General features: G+C 50.9%; 19 protein-coding genes and 1 other annotated feature. Of the genes, 7 read left to right on the forward strand and 12 right to left on the reverse strand.

Annotated features, from left to right (window positions below; translation table 11 throughout):
* Nucleotides 1-87: 87 nt before the first annotated feature.
* The gene (gndA, locus tag OVA10_RS10300; protein WP_100779638.1) at nucleotides 88-1,494 is read left to right on the forward strand and encodes an NADP-dependent phosphogluconate dehydrogenase; all 1,407 of its coding nucleotides are present in this window, start codon (nucleotides 88-90) and stop codon (nucleotides 1,492-1,494) included.
* Nucleotides 1,495-1,747: 253 nt separating this feature from the next.
* The gene (gene ugd / locus OVA10_RS10305) at nucleotides 1,748-2,914 is read left to right on the forward strand and encodes a UDP-glucose 6-dehydrogenase (RefSeq protein ID WP_102104071.1); all 1,167 of its coding nucleotides are present in this window, start codon (nucleotides 1,748-1,750) and stop codon (nucleotides 2,912-2,914) included.
* A gap of 55 nt (nucleotides 2,915-2,969) precedes the next feature.
* Here ugd and OVA10_RS10310 read toward each other — a convergent pair whose 3' ends face one another.
* A complete protein-coding gene (locus tag OVA10_RS10310) occupies nucleotides 2,970-3,974 on the reverse strand; it encodes an NAD-dependent epimerase (protein ID WP_268195870.1) in 1,005 nt (334 codons plus the stop codon).
* A 192-nt stretch (nucleotides 3,975-4,166) separates the two neighbouring features.
* On the opposite strand from OVA10_RS10310, the gene wzzB reads away from it, so the two are divergent.
* The gene (wzzB, locus tag OVA10_RS10315) at nucleotides 4,167-5,147 is read left to right on the forward strand and encodes an LPS O-antigen chain length determinant protein WzzB (RefSeq protein WP_102104069.1); all 981 of its coding nucleotides are present in this window, start codon (nucleotides 4,167-4,169) and stop codon (nucleotides 5,145-5,147) included.
* A gap of 519 nt (nucleotides 5,148-5,666) precedes the next feature.
* Here the strand turns inward: wzzB and OVA10_RS10320 are convergent.
* The 10 genes from OVA10_RS10320 to hisL form a co-directional block, all read right to left on the reverse strand.
* Nucleotides 5,667-6,716, reverse strand: coding sequence for an acyltransferase family protein (locus OVA10_RS10320; protein ID WP_268195871.1), 1,050 nt, complete (start codon nucleotides 6,714-6,716; stop codon nucleotides 5,667-5,669).
* Between the two features lie 1,449 nt (nucleotides 6,717-8,165).
* A complete protein-coding gene (gene hisIE, locus OVA10_RS10325; RefSeq protein ID WP_129035961.1) occupies nucleotides 8,166-8,777 on the reverse strand; it encodes a bifunctional phosphoribosyl-AMP cyclohydrolase/phosphoribosyl-ATP diphosphatase HisIE in 612 nt (203 codons plus the stop codon).
* Nucleotides 8,771-9,547, reverse strand: a complete 777-nt coding sequence (hisF, locus tag OVA10_RS10330) for an imidazole glycerol phosphate synthase subunit HisF (protein ID WP_268195872.1) — start codon at nucleotides 9,545-9,547, stop codon at nucleotides 8,771-8,773. The genes hisIE and hisF overlap by 7 nt, the downstream gene beginning before the upstream one ends.
* Nucleotides 9,529-10,266, reverse strand: a complete 738-nt coding sequence (gene hisA / locus OVA10_RS10335; protein WP_107703290.1) for a 1-(5-phosphoribosyl)-5-[(5-phosphoribosylamino)methylideneamino]imidazole-4-carboxamide isomerase — start codon at nucleotides 10,264-10,266, stop codon at nucleotides 9,529-9,531. The genes hisF and hisA overlap by 19 nt, the downstream gene beginning before the upstream one ends.
* Nucleotides 10,266-10,856, reverse strand: coding sequence for an imidazole glycerol phosphate synthase subunit HisH (hisH, locus tag OVA10_RS10340; RefSeq protein ID WP_107703291.1), 591 nt, complete (start codon nucleotides 10,854-10,856; stop codon nucleotides 10,266-10,268). Before hisH ends, hisA begins: the two co-directional genes overlap by 1 nt.
* On the reverse strand, nucleotides 10,856-11,923 hold the full coding sequence (gene hisB / locus OVA10_RS10345) for a bifunctional histidinol-phosphatase/imidazoleglycerol-phosphate dehydratase HisB (protein WP_268195874.1): 1,068 nt from the start codon (nucleotides 11,921-11,923) through the stop codon (nucleotides 10,856-10,858). The genes hisH and hisB overlap by 1 nt, the downstream gene beginning before the upstream one ends.
* Nucleotides 11,920-12,981 (reverse strand): histidinol-phosphate transaminase, encoded by a 1,062-nt coding sequence (hisC, locus tag OVA10_RS10350; protein ID WP_107703293.1) that lies wholly within the window; start codon nucleotides 12,979-12,981, stop codon nucleotides 11,920-11,922. Before hisC ends, hisB begins: the two co-directional genes overlap by 4 nt.
* A complete protein-coding gene (gene hisD, locus OVA10_RS10355) occupies nucleotides 12,978-14,282 on the reverse strand; it encodes a histidinol dehydrogenase (protein ID WP_102104062.1) in 1,305 nt (434 codons plus the stop codon). The genes hisC and hisD overlap by 4 nt, the downstream gene beginning before the upstream one ends.
* A 53-nt stretch (nucleotides 14,283-14,335) precedes the next feature.
* A complete protein-coding gene (gene hisG / locus OVA10_RS10360) occupies nucleotides 14,336-15,235 on the reverse strand; it encodes an ATP phosphoribosyltransferase (RefSeq protein ID WP_100779649.1) in 900 nt (299 codons plus the stop codon).
* 35 nt (nucleotides 15,236-15,270) lie between these two features.
* Nucleotides 15,271-15,394, reverse strand: a sequence feature (His leader region).
* Entirely contained in the window at nucleotides 15,370-15,420 is a 51-nt protein-coding gene (gene hisL / locus OVA10_RS10365) for a his operon leader peptide (protein WP_099516347.1), read from the reverse strand. (Overlaps the previous feature by 25 nt.)
* Before the next feature lie 175 nt (nucleotides 15,421-15,595).
* Between hisL and OVA10_RS10370 the strand changes: the two genes are divergently transcribed.
* The 4 genes from OVA10_RS10370 (at nucleotide 15,596) to OVA10_RS10380 (ending at nucleotide 19,023) form a co-directional block, all read left to right on the forward strand.
* The gene (locus OVA10_RS10370; RefSeq protein WP_102104061.1) at nucleotides 15,596-16,420 is read left to right on the forward strand and encodes an SDR family oxidoreductase; all 825 of its coding nucleotides are present in this window, start codon (nucleotides 15,596-15,598) and stop codon (nucleotides 16,418-16,420) included.
* Nucleotides 16,421-16,461: 41 nt separating this feature from the next.
* Entirely contained in the window at nucleotides 16,462-17,391 is a 930-nt protein-coding gene (locus OVA10_RS10375; RefSeq protein ID WP_100780849.1) for a LysR substrate-binding domain-containing protein, read from the forward strand.
* Nucleotides 17,392-17,612: 221 nt separating this feature from the next.
* The gene (yoeI, locus tag OVA10_RS26120) at nucleotides 17,613-17,675 is read left to right on the forward strand and encodes a membrane protein YoeI (RefSeq protein WP_100780850.1); all 63 of its coding nucleotides are present in this window, start codon (nucleotides 17,613-17,615) and stop codon (nucleotides 17,673-17,675) included.
* Nucleotides 17,665-19,023 carry an APC family permease gene (locus OVA10_RS10380; protein ID WP_181826542.1) on the forward strand — a complete coding sequence of 453 codons (1,359 nt, stop codon included), beginning with the start codon at nucleotides 17,665-17,667 and terminating at the stop codon, nucleotides 19,021-19,023. Before yoeI ends, OVA10_RS10380 begins: the two co-directional genes overlap by 11 nt.
* 63 nt (nucleotides 19,024-19,086) lie before the next feature.
* Here OVA10_RS10380 and sbcB read toward each other — a convergent pair whose 3' ends face one another.
* On the reverse strand, nucleotides 19,087-20,523 hold the full coding sequence (sbcB, locus tag OVA10_RS10385) for an exodeoxyribonuclease I (RefSeq protein WP_181826541.1): 1,437 nt from the start codon (nucleotides 20,521-20,523) through the stop codon (nucleotides 19,087-19,089).
* Between the last annotated feature and the right edge of the window lie 197 nt (nucleotides 20,524-20,720).

Genomic DNA, 20,720 nt, shown 5'->3' on the forward strand with positions numbered 1-20,720 from the left:
CAAAATCGAGTTTCCTGAGTTAACATCAGGCATACATTTCAAGCCGCGCATACCTTGCGCGGTGACCACACCTGACAGGAGTATGTAATGTCCAAACAACAGATCGGCGTTGTCGGTATGGCAGTGATGGGGCGCAACCTGGCGCTCAACATCGAAAGCCGTGGTTATACCGTCTCCGTTTTCAACCGTTCCCGTGAAAAAACCGAAGAAGTGATTGCCGAGAACCCAGGCAAGAAGCTGGTTCCCTTCTATACGGTGCAGGAGTTTGTTGAATCCCTGGAAACGCCGCGTCGTATCCTGTTAATGGTGAAAGCTGGCGCGGGTACTGATGCTGCTATCGACTCCCTGAAGCCTTATCTGGATAAAGGCGACATCATCATCGATGGCGGTAATACCTTCTTCCACGACACCATTCGTCGTAATCGTGAGCTTTCTGCGGAAGGTTTCAACTTCATCGGTACCGGCGTATCTGGCGGTGAAGAGGGCGCCCTGAAAGGCCCATCTATCATGCCTGGCGGTCAGAAAGAAGCGTATGAGCTGGTCGCGCCTATTTTGACTAAAATTGCCGCTGTTGCAGAAGATGGCGAACCGTGCGTGACCTATATCGGTCCAGACGGTGCGGGTCACTATGTGAAAATGGTTCACAACGGTATCGAATACGGCGACATGCAGCTGATTGCTGAAGCCTACTCGTTGCTGAAAGGCGGCCTGAATCTGTCTAACGAAGAGCTGGCGCAGACTTTCACTGAGTGGAATACCGGCGAGCTGAACAGCTACCTGATCGACATCACCAAAGACATCTTCACTAAGAAAGACGAAGAGGGTAAATACCTGGTTGATGTGATTCTGGACGAAGCGGCGAACAAAGGTACCGGTAAATGGACCAGCCAGAGCTCTCTGGATCTCGGTGAGCCACTGTCTCTCATTACTGAGTCCGTGTTTGCACGTTATATCTCTTCTCTGAAAGAGCAGCGCGTTGCAGCCTCTAAAGTGCTGTCTGGCCCACAGGCTAAACCTGCCGCTGACAAAGTTGAGTTCATCGAGAAAGTTCGTCGTGCTCTGTACCTGGGCAAAATCGTCTCTTACGCACAGGGCTTCTCTCAGCTGCGTGCTGCATCTGACGAGAATAACTGGGATCTGAACTACGGTGAGATCGCCAAGATCTTCCGCGCCGGTTGCATCATCCGCGCCCAGTTCCTGCAGAAAATCACCGATGCTTACGCGGAAAACGCAGGCATTGCTAACCTGCTGCTGGCACCGTACTTCAAGAAAATTGCTGACGACTACCAGCAAGCACTGCGTGATGTTGTTGCATACGCGGTCCAGAACGGTATTCCGGTTCCGACTTTCTCAGCTGCAGTTGCGTACTACGACAGCTACCGTGCAGCGGTGTTGCCTGCGAACCTGATTCAGGCGCAGCGTGACTACTTCGGTGCACACACGTATAAGCGCACTGACAAAGAAGGTGTGTTCCATACCGAATGGCTGGATTAATCTGATTTAACTCAGTCTGATAGCAAGGCCCGGTTATCGTTACCGGGCTTTTTTATTGTTCCTTTCCCCGTGTCTCCTCGCTTTCCACAGTCTCATGCGAAAATTGGCGAATAATTGACACTGTTATCCCGCTACGGTAGCAAGGTCTTTGCCTTGACAGTGCATAAACATAAGAGGTAAAAACCTCAACAGTTGTTTACAGCGGTGGCATTGTAGATGCCTCCTGACACTCATACTTGAAGAAGTTGAACGAATGAAAATTACAATCTCCGGAACAGGCTATGTCGGTCTATCTAACGGTATTCTGATCGCACAAAATCATGAAGTGGTGGCGCTGGATATCGTGCAGGCCAAAGTGGATATGCTTAACCAGAAGATCTCCCCGATTGCTGACAAAGAAATCGAGGAATACCTGGCTAACAAGCCGCTCAACTTCCGCGCAACAACCGATAAAGAAGACGCATACCGCGGTGCAGATTATGTGATTATCGCCACTCCAACGGATTATGATCCTAAGACCAACTACTTCAACACCTCCAGCGTAGAAGCAGTGATTAAAGATGTAGTGGCATTGAATCCTGAAGCCGTGATGATCATCAAATCGACAATACCTGTCGGGTTCACCCAGTCAATTAAAGAGAAACTGGGCATCGATAACGTGATCTTCTCTCCAGAATTTCTGCGTGAAGGCAAGGCTCTTTACGACAACCTCTATCCATCGCGTATTGTTATTGGTGAGCGTTCCGCACGTGCCGAGCGCTTTGCGGCGCTGTTGCAGGAGGGGGCGATCAAGAAAGATATTGATGTGCTGTTCACCGACACCACTGAAGCTGAGGCTATCAAGCTTTTCGCCAACACCTACCTTGCGATGCGTGTTGCCTTCTTCAACGAGCTGGACAGCTACGCGGAAAGCCTGGGCCTGAACACCAAACAGATCATTGAAGGTGTCTGTCTGGACCCGCGCATTGGCAACCACTACAACAATCCGTCATTCGGTTACGGCGGTTACTGTCTGCCAAAAGATACCAAGCAGCTGCTCGCAAACTACCAGACGGTGCCAAACAACCTGATTTCCGCGATTGTGGAAGCAAACCGTACGCGTAAAGATTTCATCTCTGACTCCATTCTGGCGCGTCAGCCGAAAGTGGTGGGGGTGTATCGTCTGATCATGAAGAGCGGGTCGGATAACTTCCGCGCATCCTCCATCCAGGGGATCATGAAGCGTATTAAGGCGAAAGGCGTGCAAGTGATTATTTATGAACCGGCGATGAAAGAAGACGAGTTCTTCCATTCACGGGTCATTCGCGATCTGGACGCATTCAAGAAAGATGCCGATGTAATTATTTCAAACCGTATGGCAGAAGAGCTGGCGGATGTGGCGGATAAAGTCTATACCCGCGATCTGTTCGGAAGTGATTAATCTTTGTTGCTAAACGCATCGAGAAAATGCCCGGCACTGCCGGGCATTGTTGTTTTTAATCCTTGTAGAAGTCACGGTACCAGTCGACGAAATTCTTCACGCCTTCTTTGACCGACGTCTGAGGTTTAAAGCCAATCACCTCGTAGAGCGCTTTGGTATCCGCACTGGTTTCCAGAACATCACCCGGCTGAATCGGCATCATATTCTTATCTGCTTCAATGCCTAACGCTTCTTCCAGCGCTGTAATGTAATCCATCAGTTCAACAGGCGAGCTATTACCGATGTTGTAGACGCGATAGGGAGCGGAGCTGGTTGCTGGCGTGCCTGCTTCAACGGTCCAGTTTTCATCCGCCTGTGGAATAACATCCTGCAGACGAATAATGGCTTCGGCAATGTCGTCAATGTATGTGAAATCACGCTTCATCTTGCCGTAGTTGTATACGTCGATGCTTTTGCCTTCGAGCATGGCTTTAGTGAACTTAAACAGCGCCATATCCGGACGGCCCCACGGCCCGTACACCGTAAAGAAGCGCAGGCCGGTGGTAGGCAAGTTATAGAGATGCGAATAGGTATGCGACATCAGCTCGTTGGCTTTCTTGGTCGCTGCGTAAAGGGATACCGGATGGTCTACCGAATCATCGGTCGAGAAGGGCATTTTACGGTTAAGGCCATAAACCGAACTTGAGGAGGCGTACAGCAGGTGCTGAACCTTATTATGGCGACAACCTTCCAGTACGTTCAGGTGGCCGGTCAGGTTGGCATCTGCATACGCATGCGGGTTTTCCAGCGAGTAACGCACGCCAGCCTGAGCGGCAAGATGGATGACGCGGTCAAACTTCTCGTTGGCAAACAGGGCTGCCATTCCTTCGCGGTCGGCCAGATCGAGTTTGTGAAAGCTGAAATTCCCGGATGTCAGCAGATCCAGGCGCGCCTGCTTCAGGTTGACATCGTAGTAGTCGTTGAGATTGTCGATACCGACAACCTGATGCCCTGCGTCTAAAAGACGCTTACTGACGTGTGAGCCGATAAAACCCGCTGCACCAGTGATCAGAAATTTCATATCCATCCTCTTTGCTATCAAAAACAGCTATCTGTTAAGCGTAAAACTTATGACGCACATCATACCTCTAAGCGTGGAGTAAGCAAAACTTCACCAGTCGACAGATTCTCATCGGATTCTTATAGAAAAATTGCCAGCAAGCGATACACTATCTAGATAATATTTTTTGTGATTTTATTGTTGAAGGATTTTATGTCCCAGAATAGCCATAACGAGGTCATTAACCGAAATGACCCGGATCAGATTGATTTCATTGATTTAGTAATGCAGCTTTGGCGTGGGAAGTGGACGATTGCTGCATTTATCGCTGTCGCTATTGTTCTCGCTGGCGTTTACTTGACCTTTGCAAAGGAGAAATGGACCTCTACTGCGATTATCACTCAGCCCGATGCCGCTCAAATTGCTACCTACACCACTGCTCTTAACATTCTTTACGGTAATGCGGCGCCGTCGATGCTGGAATCCCAACTGCGTGTAGTAGCACGTTTCAACTCAGCATTTTCTGCATTGGCACAATCTCTGGACAATCAACAAGAACCGGAAAAGTTAACTATTGATTCAGCAGTAAAGGGACAGTCTTTGCCCTTGGTTGTTACCTATGCAGGGGAAACTGCTGAAGCCGCGCAGAAACAACTGGCTCAATACATTCAGCAGGTCGATGAACAGACCGCGAAAGAGCTTGATATTGATCTTAAAGACAATATTAAACTACAAATAATTACACTGAATGATTCTCTACAAAACCAGGAAAAAGTATCTCAGGAACAAAAAGATCTACGTATCAAACAGATAAGCGAAGCTTTGAAGTTCGCTCAGGCGGCTAAAATTACTGCTCCGCAGGTTCAGCAAACCCAAGATGTTACGCAGGAAACGATGTTCCTTTTAGGTAGTGAGGCACTTAACTCTATGATTCAACATGAGTCTACACGCCCACTGGTATTCTCTTCAACCTATTATCAGACCAAACAGAATCTTCTGGACATCCAGAATCTAAATGTTGATCCCGCGACCATTCATGTTTATCGTTATGTAATGAAACCAGATCTACCTATTCGCCGCGATAGCCCTAAACGTACTATTATAATGATTCTTTCTATTTTACTCGGTGGTGCCATTGGCGCGGGATTTGTATTGGGACGTAACGCACTTCGCAATTACAGTACGAAGTCCTGACTGGTAAGTGAAGACTTTATTTAACTGAGGGATTTTGTCCAATCCCTCAGTTATAATTTATTCCCAATGAATGAAAACAGTATTAGCCAGGGATGTTGCAAGGAACATCTGGGAGACCAATTTCTTTCGTTATCTGTAATGATAAGCCAACTTAGCTTAATTCGTTGATTAGCTTCTCCAAGATCTCGCTTATATTATGTTCTGATAAGAACCAACTTGCATATGAATCTCTTCCAGTATGCCCTGAAATGAACCGTGTGGTCAGATTAAGGTTAATGAGCCCTTATGCCGTAAAGTCCCAAGCATCCAATGTAATATGATCGCACCATGACAAGCTATATTATGAATGAAATACCGTGTTATACTCAGCGAGAGTAAACTGGCTATATTCTTATTTTAGTTTACGGTGTCCAGAAGTTTGATAATATTTGAGTTAAATGATTTTAAAAAAATAAATATATAATGCCCATTTCGCTGGGCGTTATATATAACTTAGTTAAGTGAGACCGTTATACCTTTTTATGTAATATATGAAAATGTTATTTTCTTGATTACATAGCCTATTAATATTGAAATGATAATTGATCCAAACAGGTATATAGGAAAGGTATAATTATCTTGGAAATGAGAGGTTATGGCAGGTGCTTCTGGTTGCTTATATACATTAAAGATAATAAAGAAAATATCAATCATAGTAAATGAAAGCATATGGAATGTCATAATGTCTTTGCTTTTCCCACCTATTAATCCAAGTGTCTTACTATAAGTTGATGATGATAAAATACTTGATATACTGAATACAATAGCTATCCCGAGCATCGCTCCAATAGTGTGCACTATAAATCCATACGGATATCGACTGAATGACATACCCATCTCTGAAATTATTCGCATATTACTTAATGTAAAGAATGTCAAAAGAAGAAAAAGAAGAATGGATATATTGTTTAATTTAAATATTTTTTCTTTTATTATTGAGCCTAGTAAATAAAAAAAGCTCCCAACAATTATTTGACATAATATATTTAGTGAAAAGCTTTGTGTTGATAAAGCTTCTTTAGAAAGATAATTCATCGCAAAAAATGATGCGAGGGAAGGAATGGCAATAAAGACAATGACTGACACATTTTTTATAAATATTTTGTGATAAATATTGCTTATTAATATAACCAGCGGGTAACACAGAAGAAACCATCCAAAAATAAATAATGGATTATTATTGAATTTATTATCTTTAATTATTTGAATGGTTTCTAATGTTGATGATCCAAAAGGATTTCTGGCTAAAGTACCAAAGTAATGATTGAGTAACAATGCAATGAGCCCTGTTATTACATAACAGAATACGAGGTATGTAAAATATTTAATAACTGTATTTTTAACTATGTCATATAAATTTTTTGGTCTGAACACCATTCCGCCGATGAAAAAGAAAAGAGGCATGTGATAAATGTAAGGCCTGAAAATATCAGATGCTAAATTATTAAAGTGACCAATCACTACCAATATGATTCCTAGAGCCTTTGCATAATCAATACTTACTCTTTCTTGCTCTGTATACTTTATCATTAAAGCCTCAACATTCTAGATACCAATGATTTTTAATAGAAATTGATGTTAGCTGTATTTTTTGATTTTTGTCGCATGAAAGCCGTTCATCGAGCACCCAATTCATAGTGCTAGCCTGAGTTAGAGGTGATGAAACGTTATGCAAATCAGTTGATTGAGTTAACTTCCAAGTTTACCACGTCGTGAAGTCTTGGGCGACCCTCATATTTTAATGCAGCATTAGACTCTGTGATCTTTATATCACTATAGTAAACTTTAATGTCGCCTTTGTCACATCTATGAAGTAAATCTTGTAGGGTAGCTTAACTTAGCACCGAGATATTCATCTGCAAATAGATAAAGTTTAACTACTACTCAGCAATAATAAACCCAACGCGTGGACTAAGCGTCAGTGATAAGAATCAAAATGCTGTGAGAATAATTATTATAATTTACTAAATATTTGGTGAGAGTCCAAATAGGATCCCTATTTCCTGCGGATGGCTTTGAAGAAGAACGGCTTAAACCTAACAAGTTCTATTTAGTTGAAATTAACTGCAAGTTATTTGGAATGTTCTCATGCTGGGCGATAACAAATTCATCACTGAAGCCCGAGCCAGGTGAGTTTGGTTTTCCTACGTCTTGTGGGCTAAACCATTTTGATAAACGAATGGAGAATTATTGCTGCGGACATCAAGGAGACAGAAGATTATGCAGGAGATAAAAGTTGCGATTCACGGTATGATGACAATGTATAAATTATCTCTTTATAGTGAAACATAGACCTGAAATAAGAATGATGCAAATATTGAATCTTTTATTAATTTATTTTCCTTTCCGTGACCGCGGAAGCACTCAACAATAAACTCTTTCTGAGTAAATGTATATAAAACTGAGATGCAACGATCAATATTATTTCTAAATGTTAGTATCGTGTCTGCATGATTATTGATTTTCAATTAAAAATTGGTGTGTTGTTAGCAGCCTAGAAATGCAAGATTAATTTCTGTGGCAAGAACAAGGGGCCACATATTTGAATTTCCAAGTTAGTGCCTTTGGTGAAAGGTGTTACTACGCCGCCGATGATGAAATTGGATCAAGGAATAATTAAGAATAGCATACTCCCTCAGAACCCTAAAATAACAGGCTGCATACAACTAACAGCATTCGCCTCTAACATTCAACCTGCCAATTTTGAACAAGAAATGGCCAAAAAATGAAATGGGGAAGAAGATGAAACGATTAATGGTACGCCAAGAGTATCTTAAAGCTCCCTTATTTCTTTGAGGTTATCTGAATATAATTAACTAAATTTGAAAAGCTAAGGGGCAACCCTAATTAGGGCCTTGGTCGATTTTGGTCAAAAATGCAAATGAATATAGTCCAGTAACTGGAGTGATTTTTTTTGATTTTTTATCTAGTGATGCTGGTTACTCAGGTAACCAGCACAAAGATATCCCCGGTCTTTTTTTATTTATGCCGTTTTCGCAAATTCTCAATCACTGCCGTTAAATCCAGCTCCTGATCCTGGAGCAACACCAGCAGGTGATACATCAAATCTGAGGCCTCGTTGGTGAGCTCATCGCGATCGTTTACAGTTGCGGCCAGTGCCGTTTCAACGCCTTCTTCACCCACCTTCTGCGCGATACGCTTGGTTCCGCTCGCGTAAAGTTTTGCCGTATACGAGCTTTCCGGATCGGCGGTTTTACGCGCGGCGAGCAGTTGTTCGAGCTGATACAGGAACAGCCACTGGTGGCTGGCATCGCCGAAACAGCTGCTGGTGCCCAGATGGCAGGTTGGCCCGATAGGATTTGCCAGTACCAGCAGGGTGTCGTTATCGCAGTCAGGGGTAATGCTCACCACATTGAGGAAATGACCGGAGGATTCGCCTTTGGTCCACAGACGCTGTTTAGTGCGCGAGAAAAAGGTGACTTTCCCGCTCTCAAGCGTCGTGCTCAGCGCATCCTGGTTCATATAGCCCAGCATCAGGACTTCGCCTGACACGGCGTGCTGCACAACCACCGGCAATAATCCGTCCGTTTTTTCCCAGTCCAGCTGAGCCCGTTGTTGTTCAGTTAACATACCCTAATCTCCACGCCCTGGTTAATCAGGAACGTTTTTAACTCGCCAATATTGATAATCTGCTTATGGAACACCGATGCCGCAAGCGCGCCGTCGACATCCGCATCGCGGAAGGCTTCCAGAAAGTGTTCCATCGTTCCAGCACCACCAGAGGCAATCATCGGCACGCGGCACACGGCACGCACTTTTTTGAGTTGCTCCAGGTCATAGCCGTTACGCACGCCATCCTGGTTCATCATGTTCAGTACGATTTCACCCGCGCCGCGTTTTTGCACTTCCTGCACCCAGTCCAGCGTTTCCCATTGCGTCATACGGGTGCGGTTTTCATCGCCCGTATATTGATTCACGTGATACTTGCCGGTTACCGCGTCAAACCAGGTATCAATCCCCACCACGATACACTGTACGCCAAAGCGATCCGCCAGCCGGGTAATCAGCTCTGGATCTGCCAGGGCAGGGGAGTTGATGGAAATTTTGTCTGCGCCGAAGGAGAGGATCTGCGCAGCGTCTTCCGCCGATTTAATTCCACCCGCCACGCAAAACGGAATATCGATCACTTCCGCTACGCGCTCGACCCAGCTTTTGTCCACCACACGGCCATCGCTGGAGGCGGTGATATCGTAAAAGACCAGTTCGTCTGCGCCTTCGTCAGCATAGCGTTTTGCGAGGGGGACGATGTCGCCGATGATTTCGTGATTGCGGAATTGCACGCCTTTCACCACCTGGCCATCACGCACGTCCAGACACGGGATTATCCGTTTTGCCAGCATTGAATCGCCTCCGTCACAGTAAACTTCTCTTCCAGTAAAGCGCGTCCCACGATGACGCCGCGTACGCCGGTGCCGCGCAGAGCGGCGACATCCGCTAAATCGCCAATACCGCCCGATGACTGGAAAGCCACCTGCGGATAGCGGGCGCACACTTCCTGATACAGCGAGACGTTAGAACCAGCCAGCGTCCCGTCGCGGGAGATATCCGTGCAAAGGACATGTTTCAGCCCTACGGGGAGATAAATTTCAACCAGCTCTTCCAGCGTCACGCCGGAATTTTCCTGCCAGCCGCTGACCGCTACCTGCTTGTTACCCTGCTCATCAATGCGCACATCCAGCGCCAGCACCAGCGCGTCGGGGCCAAAGCGGCGGAACCAGCCTTTAACCTGCTCCGGGTTTTTGACCGCCGTCGAGCCGACCACCACCCGCGCCACACCGGCTTCGAGCAGGGCGGCAACATCCTCTTCAGAACGCACACCACCGCCCACCTGCACGGGAACGTTAACGCCCGCGACCAGGGTTTTCAGCAGTGCGATCTGACGTTTCGCCGGATCTTTTGCGCCCGTGAGATCGACCAGGTGCAGCACTTCTGCGCCCTGCGCCGCATAATCCTGCAAACGCGGCAGGGGATCGTTGCCATAGTCGCGCTGCTGGCCGTAATCGCCCTGATGGAGACGGACAACGGTGCCGTCAATTAAATCTAATGCGGGAATAATCATCACATCTCCAGGAAGTTTTTCAGCAACTGCGCACCCGCAGCACCCGAACGTTCCGGGTGGAACTGCACGCCAAAGAAATTATCTTTGTTGACCGCTGCCGTGAATGGCTCGCCGTAATTGCACTGGGCGATGGTGTACGGGTTCAGCGGCATGGCGTAGCTGTGCACAAAGTAGAAATAGGCCCCGTCTTCGATACCGCGAAACAGCCGGTCACCCGCTTTCGGGTAAACGCGGTTCCAGCCCATATGCGGTAGCGGCAGGCCAAAATCGGTCATCTTTGGCACATCTTCTTCGATGATGCCCAGCAGGTCCACGCCATTGCTCTCTTCGCTGCGACGCCCCAGGATCTGCATCCCCAGGCAAATGCCCAGCACCGGCTGTGTGCAGGCTTTAATCAACTCGACCAGCTCACGCTCGTGGATCTGATCCATCGCCGCCTGCGCGGTTCCGACGCCCGGTAAAAAGAGTTTGTCGGCGCGCAGCACGACGTCCGGATCGCGGCTGACCACCGGATCATAGCCGTGGCGCGCGATGGCTGATTTCACCGAGTTGAGATTCGCGCAACCGGTATCCAGAATAACCACGTTCATCACAACACCCCTTTCGATGAAGGCAGCGTATCGCCCTCCACGCGGATCGCCTGGCGCAGCGTGCGGCCAAAGACTTTAAACAGGCTCTCGACGCGGTGGTGATCGTTTTTGCCTTTGGTTTTCAGGTGCAGCGTCACGCCCATGGTGTACGAGAGCGAGCGGAAGAAGTGCTCAACCATCTCGGTACTCAGATCGCCGACGCGCTGATAGGTAAAGTCGGCTTTATATTCCAGGTGTGGACGGCCGGAGATATCTAGCGCGCAGCGGGCCAGACATTCGTCCATCGGCAGTACAAAACCAAAACGGTTAATGCCGCGCTTATCGCCGAGCGCCAGCTTCAGGGCTTCGCCCAATGCCAGGCCGGTATCTTCAACGGTGTGGTGATCGTCGATGTACAGATCGCCCTTCACGTTGATCTCCATGCGAAATCCGCCATGGGTCGAAATCTGATCCAGCATGTGATCGAAGAAACCGACGCCGGTGTGAATTTTGCTGCCGCCTTCGCGGTCCAGCCACACTTTTACGTCAATCTGCGTCTCTTTCGTGTTGCGCTCGACGTGGGAGTAACGGTCACGCTTGGTGAGCTGATCGCCAATCGTCGCCCAGTCCAGCTCATTGCGATTAAAACGCAGCCCCTGAATGCCCATGTTTTCGGCAAGCTGGATATCGGTTGCGCGATCGCCAATCACATAGCTGTTTGCTTTATCCAGCACGCCATCAGCAAGATAGCGCTCAACCAGCTTTACTTTCGGTTTGCGGCAGTCGCAATTATCCGCTGGCAGGTGCGGGCAGATCAGCACGTCATCGAAGGTAATACCCTGCGAGGTGAGGATCTGCATCATCAGGTTGTGCGGGCCATCGAAATCGGCCTGCGGGAAGCTGTCGGTGCCCAGTCCGTCCTGGTTGGTGATCATCACCAGCTTATAGCCCGCTTTCTGCAGCTTAAGCAGAACCGGGATCACGTCAGCTTCAAAAGCCAGTTTGTCGAATCGATCGACCTGATAATCACTTGGTGGCTCAGCAATAATAGTGCCGTCGCGATCGATAAAAAGGGTCTTCTGGCTCATACTTTCTCCGCTTTCAGGGCGTCAATCACGCGCTGACTCTCTTCCCGGGTGCCCACGGTAATGCGCAGACAGCCGCTCAGGGAGGGTTGTTTGTTTTGGTCTCGTAAGATAATGCCCTGATCCCACAAAGATTTAAATATGGCGCTGGAGGCAGTGAAGCGCACCAGGATGTAATTGGTTTCCGAGTCAAAAACCTGCTCCACGCAGGGCAACGTTTTCAGGGCAGCGACGAGATACTGACGCTCCACCAGAATCTGCGCTACGCGCTCACGCATGGCGTTGATGCCCTGGGGTGCCAGCGCCTGCGCGGCGATATCGGCGACCGGCGTTGACAGCGGGTAAGGGGCGATCACTTTCATCAGCAGATCGATGACCTCTTTATTCGCCAGCGTAAATCCGCAGCGCAGACCGGCCAGTGCGAAGGCTTTCGACAGCGTACGCAGCACCACCAGATTTGGATACTCTTCCAGCCAGCCCGCCAGCGTCGCCTGAGGACAAAATTCGATATAGGCCTCATCGGCAACAACCAGCGCTTTGCCGCGCGTCATCTCAAGCAGGGTGCGGATATCCTGCGGATTAATGAGTTGGCCGGTCGGGTTATTCGGGCTGCAGACGAAAATCACTTTCACGCCGTCAAGATTCTCGGCGATGGTCGGGAGATCAAGCTGCCAGTCATCCAGCGCCAGCACGTTGCGACACGCCACGCCAAACGTTTCGGCGCTTACGCTGTACATGCCGTAAGTCGGCTGGCAATAGAGCACCGCGTCTTTGCCCGGCTCGCAGAAGGCGCGGATCAGCAGTTCGATACCTTCATCAGCCCCACGGCTGACCAGCACCTGCTCCGGCTTCACGCCCGCGTACTGCGCGTAATTCTCAATTACCGCCTTTGGCTGGCACTCCGGATAACGGTTCAGCGTCTGCTGGGAAAGCTCGAACGCGACTGCCGTCGGGAATTCATTGGCATTTAGCCAGACATCACCATTCCCCCCCAGGCGACGAGCAGATTGATAGGGTGTCAGTCGACGAACGTTTTCGCGGGCTAATTCTTCAATGCTCATGCTTGCTCCTTCAGGGCGGCAACGCGCAGCGTCACGGCGTTTTTGTGGGCGGTCAGGCGCTCGGCGGCGGCCAGCGTTTCAATCGTGGAGGCGAGGGCGGCAAAACCTTCACGGGACAACTCCTGCACGGTCATGCGTTTCTGGAAATCAGCCAGCCCCAGGCTTGAACAGGTTGCTGTGTAGCCGTAGGTTGGCAGCACGTGGTTAGTGCCAGAGGCGTAATCGCCTGCGGATTCAGGCGACCAGTCACCGAGGAACACGGAACCGGCGCTGGTGATGCCATCGACCAGAGAACGGGCGTCGCGGGTTTGAATAATCAGGTGCTCCGGGCCGTACTGGTTAGAGATGGCGATGCACTGCTCGAGCGAATTCGCCACGATCAGGCGGCTGGCAGAGAGCGCCTGGCGTGCCGTGTCGGCTCGCGGCAGTTCTGCCAGTTGGCGTTCTACCGCTTCGCCCACGCGCTGTGCCATGTCGGCGTCCGGCGTCAGCAAAATCACCTGGGAATCGGGACCGTGTTCGGCCTGAGAGAGCAGGTCAGAGGCCACAAAGTCCGGCGTCGCGCCGCTGTCGGCAATCACCAGCACTTCCGACGGGCCCGCAGGCATGTCAATCGCCGCACCGTCCAGACGCTGGCTGACCTGGCGTTTGGCTTCAGTGACGTAGGCATTCCCCGGCCCAAAAATCTTATCGACTTTCGGCACGGATTCGGTGCCAAACGCGAGGGCGGAGATGGCCTGCGCCCCGCCTGCTTTAAAGACGTCCTGCACGCCGCACAGTTTTGCCGCGTAGAGGATCTCATCGGCAATCGGCGGTGGCGAGCAGAGCACCACTTTCTGACAACCGGCGATACGCGCCGGCGTGGCGAGCATCAAGACGGTGGAAAACAGCGGGGCGGAGCCACCGGGAATGTAGAGTCCGACGGAGGCCACCGGGCGCGTCACCTGTTGGCAGCGCACGCCCGGCAGGGTTTCGACGTCCACCACCTGCAGTTTCTGCGCGGTGTGGAAGGTGTCGATGTTTTTGACCGCCACGGCCATCGCCTGTTTGATGTCATCGCCAAGACGGTTGCAGGCGTCATCAATTTCTTGCGCCGTCACTTTCAGCGCACCGACGTCGGTTTTGTCAAACCTGGCGCTGTATTCACGCAGTGCGTCGTCGCCGCGGGCTTTCACGTTATCCAGGATTTCCGCCACGGTGCGGGTAATGCTGTCCGAAGCCGAAATGGCCGGGCGCGTCAGCAGTTCACGCTGTTGTTCAGTGCTGCAGGTATTCCAGTCGATGATTGTATTAAAGCTCATATCACTTTCCTTTTGCCGGATGCGCGAACGCTGACCGGGCACTGTTCGCGGAATTATTCCATCATCTTCTCAATCGGCAGCACCAGAATGGAGCTGGCACCCAGGGCTTTCAGTTTTTCCATGGTTTCCCAGAACAGGGTTTCGCTGCTGACCATATGCATCGCTACGCGCTGCTGATCGCCCGCCAGCGGCAGAATGGTTGGGCGTTCCGCGCCTGGCAGCAGAGCAATCACTTCATCCAGACGTTCGGTTGGCGCATGCATCATGATGTATTTCGATTCGCGAGCCTGAATCACACCCTGAATACGGGTCAGCAGACGGTCAATCAGCTGCTGCTTGGCATCCGGCATGTCGCCATCGCGCTGGATCAGGCAGGCTTTCGAGCGGTAAATCACTTCCACTTCGCGCAGGCCGTTTGCTTCGAGGGTCGCGCCGGTAGAGACCAGGTCACAAATGGCGTCCGCCAGCCCGGCGCGTGGGGCCACTTCGACGGAACCGTTCAACAGACAGGATTTAAACTGCACGCCTTTCTGATCGAGGTAGCGTTTCAGCAGGTGAGGGTAAGAGGTGGCAATGCGCTTGCCGTTCAGCCCAGCCGGGCCGTCCCAGGCTTCATCCACTGCGGTGGCGAGGGAGAGACGGCAACCGCCAAAGTCCAGACGACGCAGGGTGAAATAGCGCGGGTCTTCGCCCTGCGCGCGGCGGGTCAGCAGCTCTTCTTCCAGCACGTTTTCGCCGATGATGCCAAGATCAACCACGCCATCCATCACCAGGCCCGGAATATCGTCATCGCGAACGCGCAGGATATCGATCGGCATATTTTCAGCGAGGGCAATCAGGCGCTGCGTATGCAGGTTAATTTTAATCCCGCAGCGGGAGAGTAATTCGCGTGAATCGTCGCTCAGGCGGCCTGATTTTTGAATAGCTATGCGTAAACGTGAGTTATCTAACATTCTGTTGTCCTTATTACCCTGTCTGGATACGGTCCAAAAAAAAGCCCCCGGAAGATGATCTTCCGGGGGCTCTCTCTTGCGTTCTCGCACCACTGGAAGATCTGAATGTCTTCCAGCACACATCGCCTGAAAGACTAGTCAGGATGATGGTGATGATGGTGGTTTTTAAAAGGAACGCGTGTCATATAAATTCTCTGTGAATGCTTATGCATCTGATGTCTTTTAACCTAAACCACATTCACGGTGTAAAGCAAGGGCTTTTTTTAATCATTAATTCATTTCATATTGATGCTATGAATTGTCAGTTCCTCAGCGCTGGCGTAGCCTTAAGTCAGACGCGTGCAAGCCAGGAGAAAACGCATGAAAAAGGTCGCAATTGTCGGTTTAGGATGGTTAGGCATGCCGCTGGCGATGTCGTTAACGGCGCGAGGCTGGCAGGTGACCGGCAGCAAAACCACGGTGGACGGCGTTGAAGCCGCGCGAATGTGCGGCATCGAGGGCGTCGAGTTACGCCTGGAACCGGAGCTGGTGTGCGATACGGACGATCTCGACAGCTTGATGAATGTGGATGCGCTGGTGATAACATTGCCCGCACGCCGCAGCGGGCCGGGCGAGGAGTTTTATCATCAGGCCGTGCAGGAGATTGTCGACAGCGCCCTGGCGCATCACATTCCGCGCATTATTTTCACCAGCTCGACGTCGGTGTACGGCGATGTGGAAGGCACGGTAAAAGAGAGTACCGAGCGCAAGCCCGTCACCGCCAGTGGGCGCGTGCTGAAAGAGCTGGAAGACTGGCTGCACAATTTACCGGGTACCCAGGTGGACATTTTACGCCTCGCCGGTTTAGTTGGGCCAGAACGTCATCCGGGGCGCTTCTTTGCCGGGAAAACGGCACCGAACGGGCAACATGGCGTCAATCTTGTTCATCTTGAAGACGTGATCGGCGCAATTACGCTCCTGTTACAGGCCCCGAAGGGCGGTCACATCTATAATATATGTGCGCCCTCTCATCCGGCGCGAAGTCAGTTTTATCCCGTGATGGCCCGACAGCTTGGGCTTGAGCCGCCGCAATTTCGCGACGCATCTGGGGAAGGGCAAGGCAAAGTGATTGATGGCAATCGTATTTGTCGTGAACTGGGATTTGAGTATCAATATCCCGATCCGCTGGTGATGCCAATGGAATAACCCTGCCAGCGGGTTTGATCGCACACCGTTTTGGGGGCGACATGAAACCGCTGCTGGATGTTCTCATTATCCTCGATGCACTCGAAAAAGAGGGGAGTTTTGCTGCCGCGTCAGCGAAGCTCTTCAAAACTCCCTCGGCGTTAAGCTACACCGTCCATAAGCTCGAAAGTGACCTTAATATTCAGCTGCTCGATCGCAGCGGTCACCGCGCGCGTTTCACCCGAACAGGGCAGATGCTGCTCGAGAAGGGGCGCGAGGTACTTCACACGGTGCGCGAGCTGGAAAAACAGGCGATCAAGCTTCATCAGGGCTGGGAAAATGAGCTTATCATCGGCGTGGATGATACGTTTCCCTTCTCATTACTCTCTCCCCTGATCGAAGCGTTTTATCAGCGTCACAGCGTCACCCGACTCAAATTTATCAACGGTGTGCTGGGCGGCTCCTGGGAGGCACTTACTCAGGGGAGGGCGGATATCATCGTCGGTGCCCTTCGCGATCCACCCCAGTCGAGCGATTTTGGGTTTGCGCGTATCGGTACCCTTGAACAGGTTTTCGTGGTCGCTCCGCATCATCCTCTTGCTCAGGAGCCAGAGCCGATTCCGCGACGCGTCATTAAAGGCTGTCGCGCAATCGTCGTGGGCGACAGCTCGCTGCCCGAGTGCGCCGCCTCTTCGCAACTGCTCGACGATCAGGAAGCAATTACCGTTTTCGACTTTAAAACCAAGCTGGAGCTGCAAATCAGCGGCCTGGGCTGCGGGTATTTACCGCGTTATCTCGCCCAGCGATTCATTGAAAGTGGAGCGCTGGTTGAGAAGCAAGTGCTGGCGCAAACCAACAGCGAATCGGTGTGGGTGGGGTGGAATGAACAGACGGCTGGGCTTGCCAGCGCATGGTGGCGGGATGAGATTTTAGCAAATAGTGCTATCGCTGCCGTTTACACTTTACCTGAGGGCGGAATATCAACCGCTTAGTAAAAAGAAAATCGCGAAGGGGTTCTGAATCTATTGCCTTTTATGCCAAAGATGGGGCAAAATGCGCCGCTGCAAAAAAATGAGATTAACCGACGATATAAAAGGCGTCGGTTATTTTTTTTGCATGTAACAAACGCCATTTAAAAACAAAGAGGCCGGGCTTCGTACCGGATAGATACTTACTAAAATCCGACAGTTGTTGTCGCTGAGGAATCCAGAAAATGGGGCAATCTTTTGCTTACGTGGCGGTTTTCACCGTAAAGGAGAATAACCATGTCGCATAACGCTACTCCAAAAACCTCTCGCGTGGAATTACGTAAAACACTTACGTTGATTCCGGTTGTCATGATGGGCCTCGCCTATATGCAGCCGATGACGCTGTTCGATACGTTTGGTATCGTTTCAGGCCTCACTGACGGTCACGTTGCAACGGCTTACGCCTTTGCGCTGGTCGCTATTCTCTTTACTGCGTTGAGCTACGGTAAACTGGTCCGCCGTTTCCCGTCCGCTGGCTCTGCGTACACCTATGCTCAGAAATCCATTAGCCCGGCTGTTGGCTTTATGGTGGGTTGGTCATCTCTGCTGGACTACCTGTTCATGCCGATGATCAACATTCTGCTGGCAAAAATTTACTTTGAAGCGCTGGTGCCTTCCGTACCGTCGTGGATCTTCGTTGTCGCGCTGGTGGCCTTTATGACCATCTCTAACCTGCGCAGCATCAAGACCGTGGCCAACTTCAATACCCTGATTGTTATTCTGCAGATGGGTATCGTGGCCGTTATCGTCGGCATGATCATCTACGGTGTGGCACACGGTGAAGGCGCAGGTACGCTGACCAGCACCCGTCCGTTCTGGTCTGAAGGCGCACACGTGGTGCCGATGATTACTGGCGCGACAATTCTGTGCTTCTCGTTCCTCGGCTTTGACGGCATCTCTTCTCTGTCTGAAGAGACCAAAGACGCAGAGCGTGTCATTCCGCGCGCGATTCTGCTGACTGCGCTGCTGGGCGGCATGGTGTTTATCGGTGCCTCTTACTTCCTGCAGCTGTACTTCCCGGATATCTCTCGCTTTAAAGATCCGGACGCGTCTCAGCCTGAAATCATGCTGTACGTGGCGGGTAAAACTTTCCAGTGGGGCGTGCTGATCTTCTCAAGCGTCACCGTACTGGCCTCCGGCATGGCCGCTCACGCAGGCGTTTCTCGTCTGATGTACGTGATGGGTCGCGACGGCGTGTTCCCGACTCGCTTCTTCGGCTACATTCATCCGAAATGGCGTACCCCGGCATGGAACGTGCTGCTGGTAGGCGCTATCGCGCTGCTGGCGATTAAATTTGACCTGGTAACCGCAACGGCGCTGATTAACTTCGGTGCGCTGGTGGCCTTTACCTTTGTTAACCTCTCCGTGATCTCTCAGTTCTGGATCCGTGAGAAGCGCAACAAAACGCTGAAAGACCACTTCAACTACCTGTTCCTGCCGATGTGTGGTGCGATGACGGTGGGTGCGCTGTGGATTAACCTGGAAGAAAGCTCAATGATTCTGGGCCTGATCTGGGGTGGTATCGGCCTGGTGTACCTGGCTTGCGTGACCAAAAGCTTCCGCAACCCGGTTCCACAGTACGAAGATATCGCCTGATCCTGAGCGATGACGAAAAAAAAACCGGAGCATATGTCTCCGGTTTTTTTATGCCTGAAACCCTCAGACAATCTCTTGCGCGTACTGGTACAGCGCTTTAAGCAGCGCCTGTTTCTCCGCGTTCCCTTCATACTGCGTATACAGCATTTCCAGCTCATCGGCGTACTGCTGCAAAAACTCCGGCGTAAAGACGTTACGACGGTGCTGCAACCAGCGCTCCTGCTCGGCTTCATCGAGGGTGCCAGGGAAGTTACGTGCCCGATAGTTAAACATCAGCTTCTCGATACGCTTATCGGCAAAGGTGATATCCAGCGCCGGTAAATTTTGTGGATCTGTCTGCAATACGATATTCATGGCAGCGCGGTCGGCATCGCTGAAAAAACCGTTATAGAGCTGCGCATCGACGTTATCCGACGGCACAAAAGGCTCGGCTTCAGCAAAGATCGCCACGACTTTTTCACGCACTTGCGGGTTGTCGCGCAGCACTTTCAGGTTATCGAGGCAACGCTGGCGGTTCACACCCAGCCTGTCGGCATCTTCCGGGCGCAGCGTATTCGCCTGCGCCAGCACCGGGCATTTGTTGATATGCACCAGCTTAACCGGAACGGCGGCGTTATCGCCCAGCTCACTCTTCGGCGTATATAAACGCTCGCGCAAGGCGTCGCTGTCCAGTTCAAGCAGGGGGGAAATATCGCCCGCCAGATCGACCATAATCACCGCATTGCGGTTATCAGGGTGCCACGCCAGCGGCGCGACCCAACTGGTATTACCACGCCATGCGCCGAACATGCCGGAGATATGCACCAGCGGTTTCATCTGCGGGACGTCAATCAGGGTCATCAGTTTCTGTTTGCTGCGATGGCTGAGCAAATAGTCGAACAGTTTAGGTTGCGCGGTTTTTACCAGCTTCGCCATGGCGATGGTAGCGTACACATCGGCCATTGCATCGTGCGCATTGCTGTGCTCAATGCCGTTGGCGCGGGTCAAATGCTCAAGACGGAAGCTGGGTAACCCGTCGTCATTCTCAGGCCAGTTGATCCCCTCAGGGCGCAAAGCGTAGCAGGCGCGCATCACGTCCAGCAGGTCCCAGCGCGAATTGCGGTTCTGCCAGCTCCAGGCGTACGGATCGTAGAAATTGCGGTAGAGGATATTGCGGGTAACTTCATCATCGAAACGGATGTTGTTATAGCCCACCACGCAGGTATTTGGCACGGTAAACAGGTCATGAACGCGACGGGCAAACTCGGCTTCGTTCACGCCTTTCTCACGCGCTTCCTGTGGCGTAATGCCGGTCACCATCACGGCACCGGGCTGGGGCAGATAGTCGTCGGGAGGCTTACAGTAAAAAACGTCCGGCTCGCCAATGATGTTGAAATCAGCGTCGGTGCGGATCGCCGCGAACTGCGAAGGCCTGTCCAGCGACGGGCTGGTGCCAAAGGTTTCGTAATCGTGAAAGAGAAATGTGGGAAGCGCGGCGGAATCAGACACCAGTAATACCATCCTGTTAAAAAGTGACACTGCTATGGTAAACGATCGGCGGCGACACGCCGAATAAAAAGCGTTTTTCAGTGCCAGAATTGCGCGCGGCCTTCCGCTAAATCTCTGCGTTACGTCACATTTTTTTGCAATTTAAACAGGTAATGGAGCGAGAACTTCCGTAAAAAGGGCAACGATTTTAAATGACCTGAGGAAATTTC

The sequence above is a fragment of the Lelliottia sp. SL45 genome, assembly GCF_026672535.1.
GTDB lineage: Bacteria > Pseudomonadota > Gammaproteobacteria > Enterobacterales > Enterobacteriaceae > Enterobacter > Enterobacter nimipressuralis.

Excerpts from the sequence above, each read along its gene's own strand:
- gndA (WP_100779638.1), top strand. The coding sequence starts at position 88 with ATGTCCAAACAACAGATCGGCGTTGTCGGTATGGCAGTGATGGGGCGC.
- ugd (WP_102104071.1), top strand. The coding sequence starts at position 1,748 with ATGAAAATTACAATCTCCGGAACAGGCTATGTCGGTCTATCTAACGGT.
- OVA10_RS10310 (WP_268195870.1), bottom strand. The coding sequence starts at position 3,974 with ATGAAATTTCTGATCACTGGTGCAGCGGGTTTTATCGGCTCACACGTC.
- wzzB (WP_102104069.1), top strand. The coding sequence starts at position 4,167 with ATGTCCCAGAATAGCCATAACGAGGTCATTAACCGAAATGACCCGGAT.
- OVA10_RS10320 (WP_268195871.1), bottom strand. The coding sequence starts at position 6,716 with ATGATAAAGTATACAGAGCAAGAAAGAGTAAGTATTGATTATGCAAAG.
- hisIE (WP_129035961.1), bottom strand. The coding sequence starts at position 8,777 with ATGTTAACTGAACAACAACGGGCTCAGCTGGACTGGGAAAAAACGGAC.
- hisF (WP_268195872.1), bottom strand. The coding sequence starts at position 9,547 with ATGCTGGCAAAACGGATAATCCCGTGTCTGGACGTGCGTGATGGCCAG.
- hisA (WP_107703290.1), bottom strand. The coding sequence starts at position 10,266 with ATGATTATTCCCGCATTAGATTTAATTGACGGCACCGTTGTCCGTCTC.
- hisH (WP_107703291.1), bottom strand. The coding sequence starts at position 10,856 with ATGAACGTGGTTATTCTGGATACCGGTTGCGCGAATCTCAACTCGGTG.
- hisB (WP_268195874.1), bottom strand. The coding sequence starts at position 11,923 with ATGAGCCAGAAGACCCTTTTTATCGATCGCGACGGCACTATTATTGCT.
- hisC (WP_107703293.1), bottom strand. The coding sequence starts at position 12,981 with ATGAGCATTGAAGAATTAGCCCGCGAAAACGTTCGTCGACTGACACCC.
- hisD (WP_102104062.1), bottom strand. The coding sequence starts at position 14,282 with ATGAGCTTTAATACAATCATCGACTGGAATACCTGCAGCACTGAACAA.
- hisG (WP_100779649.1), bottom strand. The coding sequence starts at position 15,235 with ATGTTAGATAACTCACGTTTACGCATAGCTATTCAAAAATCAGGCCGC.
- OVA10_RS10370 (WP_102104061.1), top strand. The coding sequence starts at position 15,596 with ATGAAAAAGGTCGCAATTGTCGGTTTAGGATGGTTAGGCATGCCGCTG.
- OVA10_RS10375 (WP_100780849.1), top strand. The coding sequence starts at position 16,462 with ATGAAACCGCTGCTGGATGTTCTCATTATCCTCGATGCACTCGAAAAA.
- OVA10_RS10380 (WP_181826542.1), top strand. The coding sequence starts at position 17,665 with ATGTCGCATAACGCTACTCCAAAAACCTCTCGCGTGGAATTACGTAAA.
- sbcB (WP_181826541.1), bottom strand. The coding sequence starts at position 20,523 with ATGGTATTACTGGTGTCTGATTCCGCCGCGCTTCCCACATTTCTCTTT.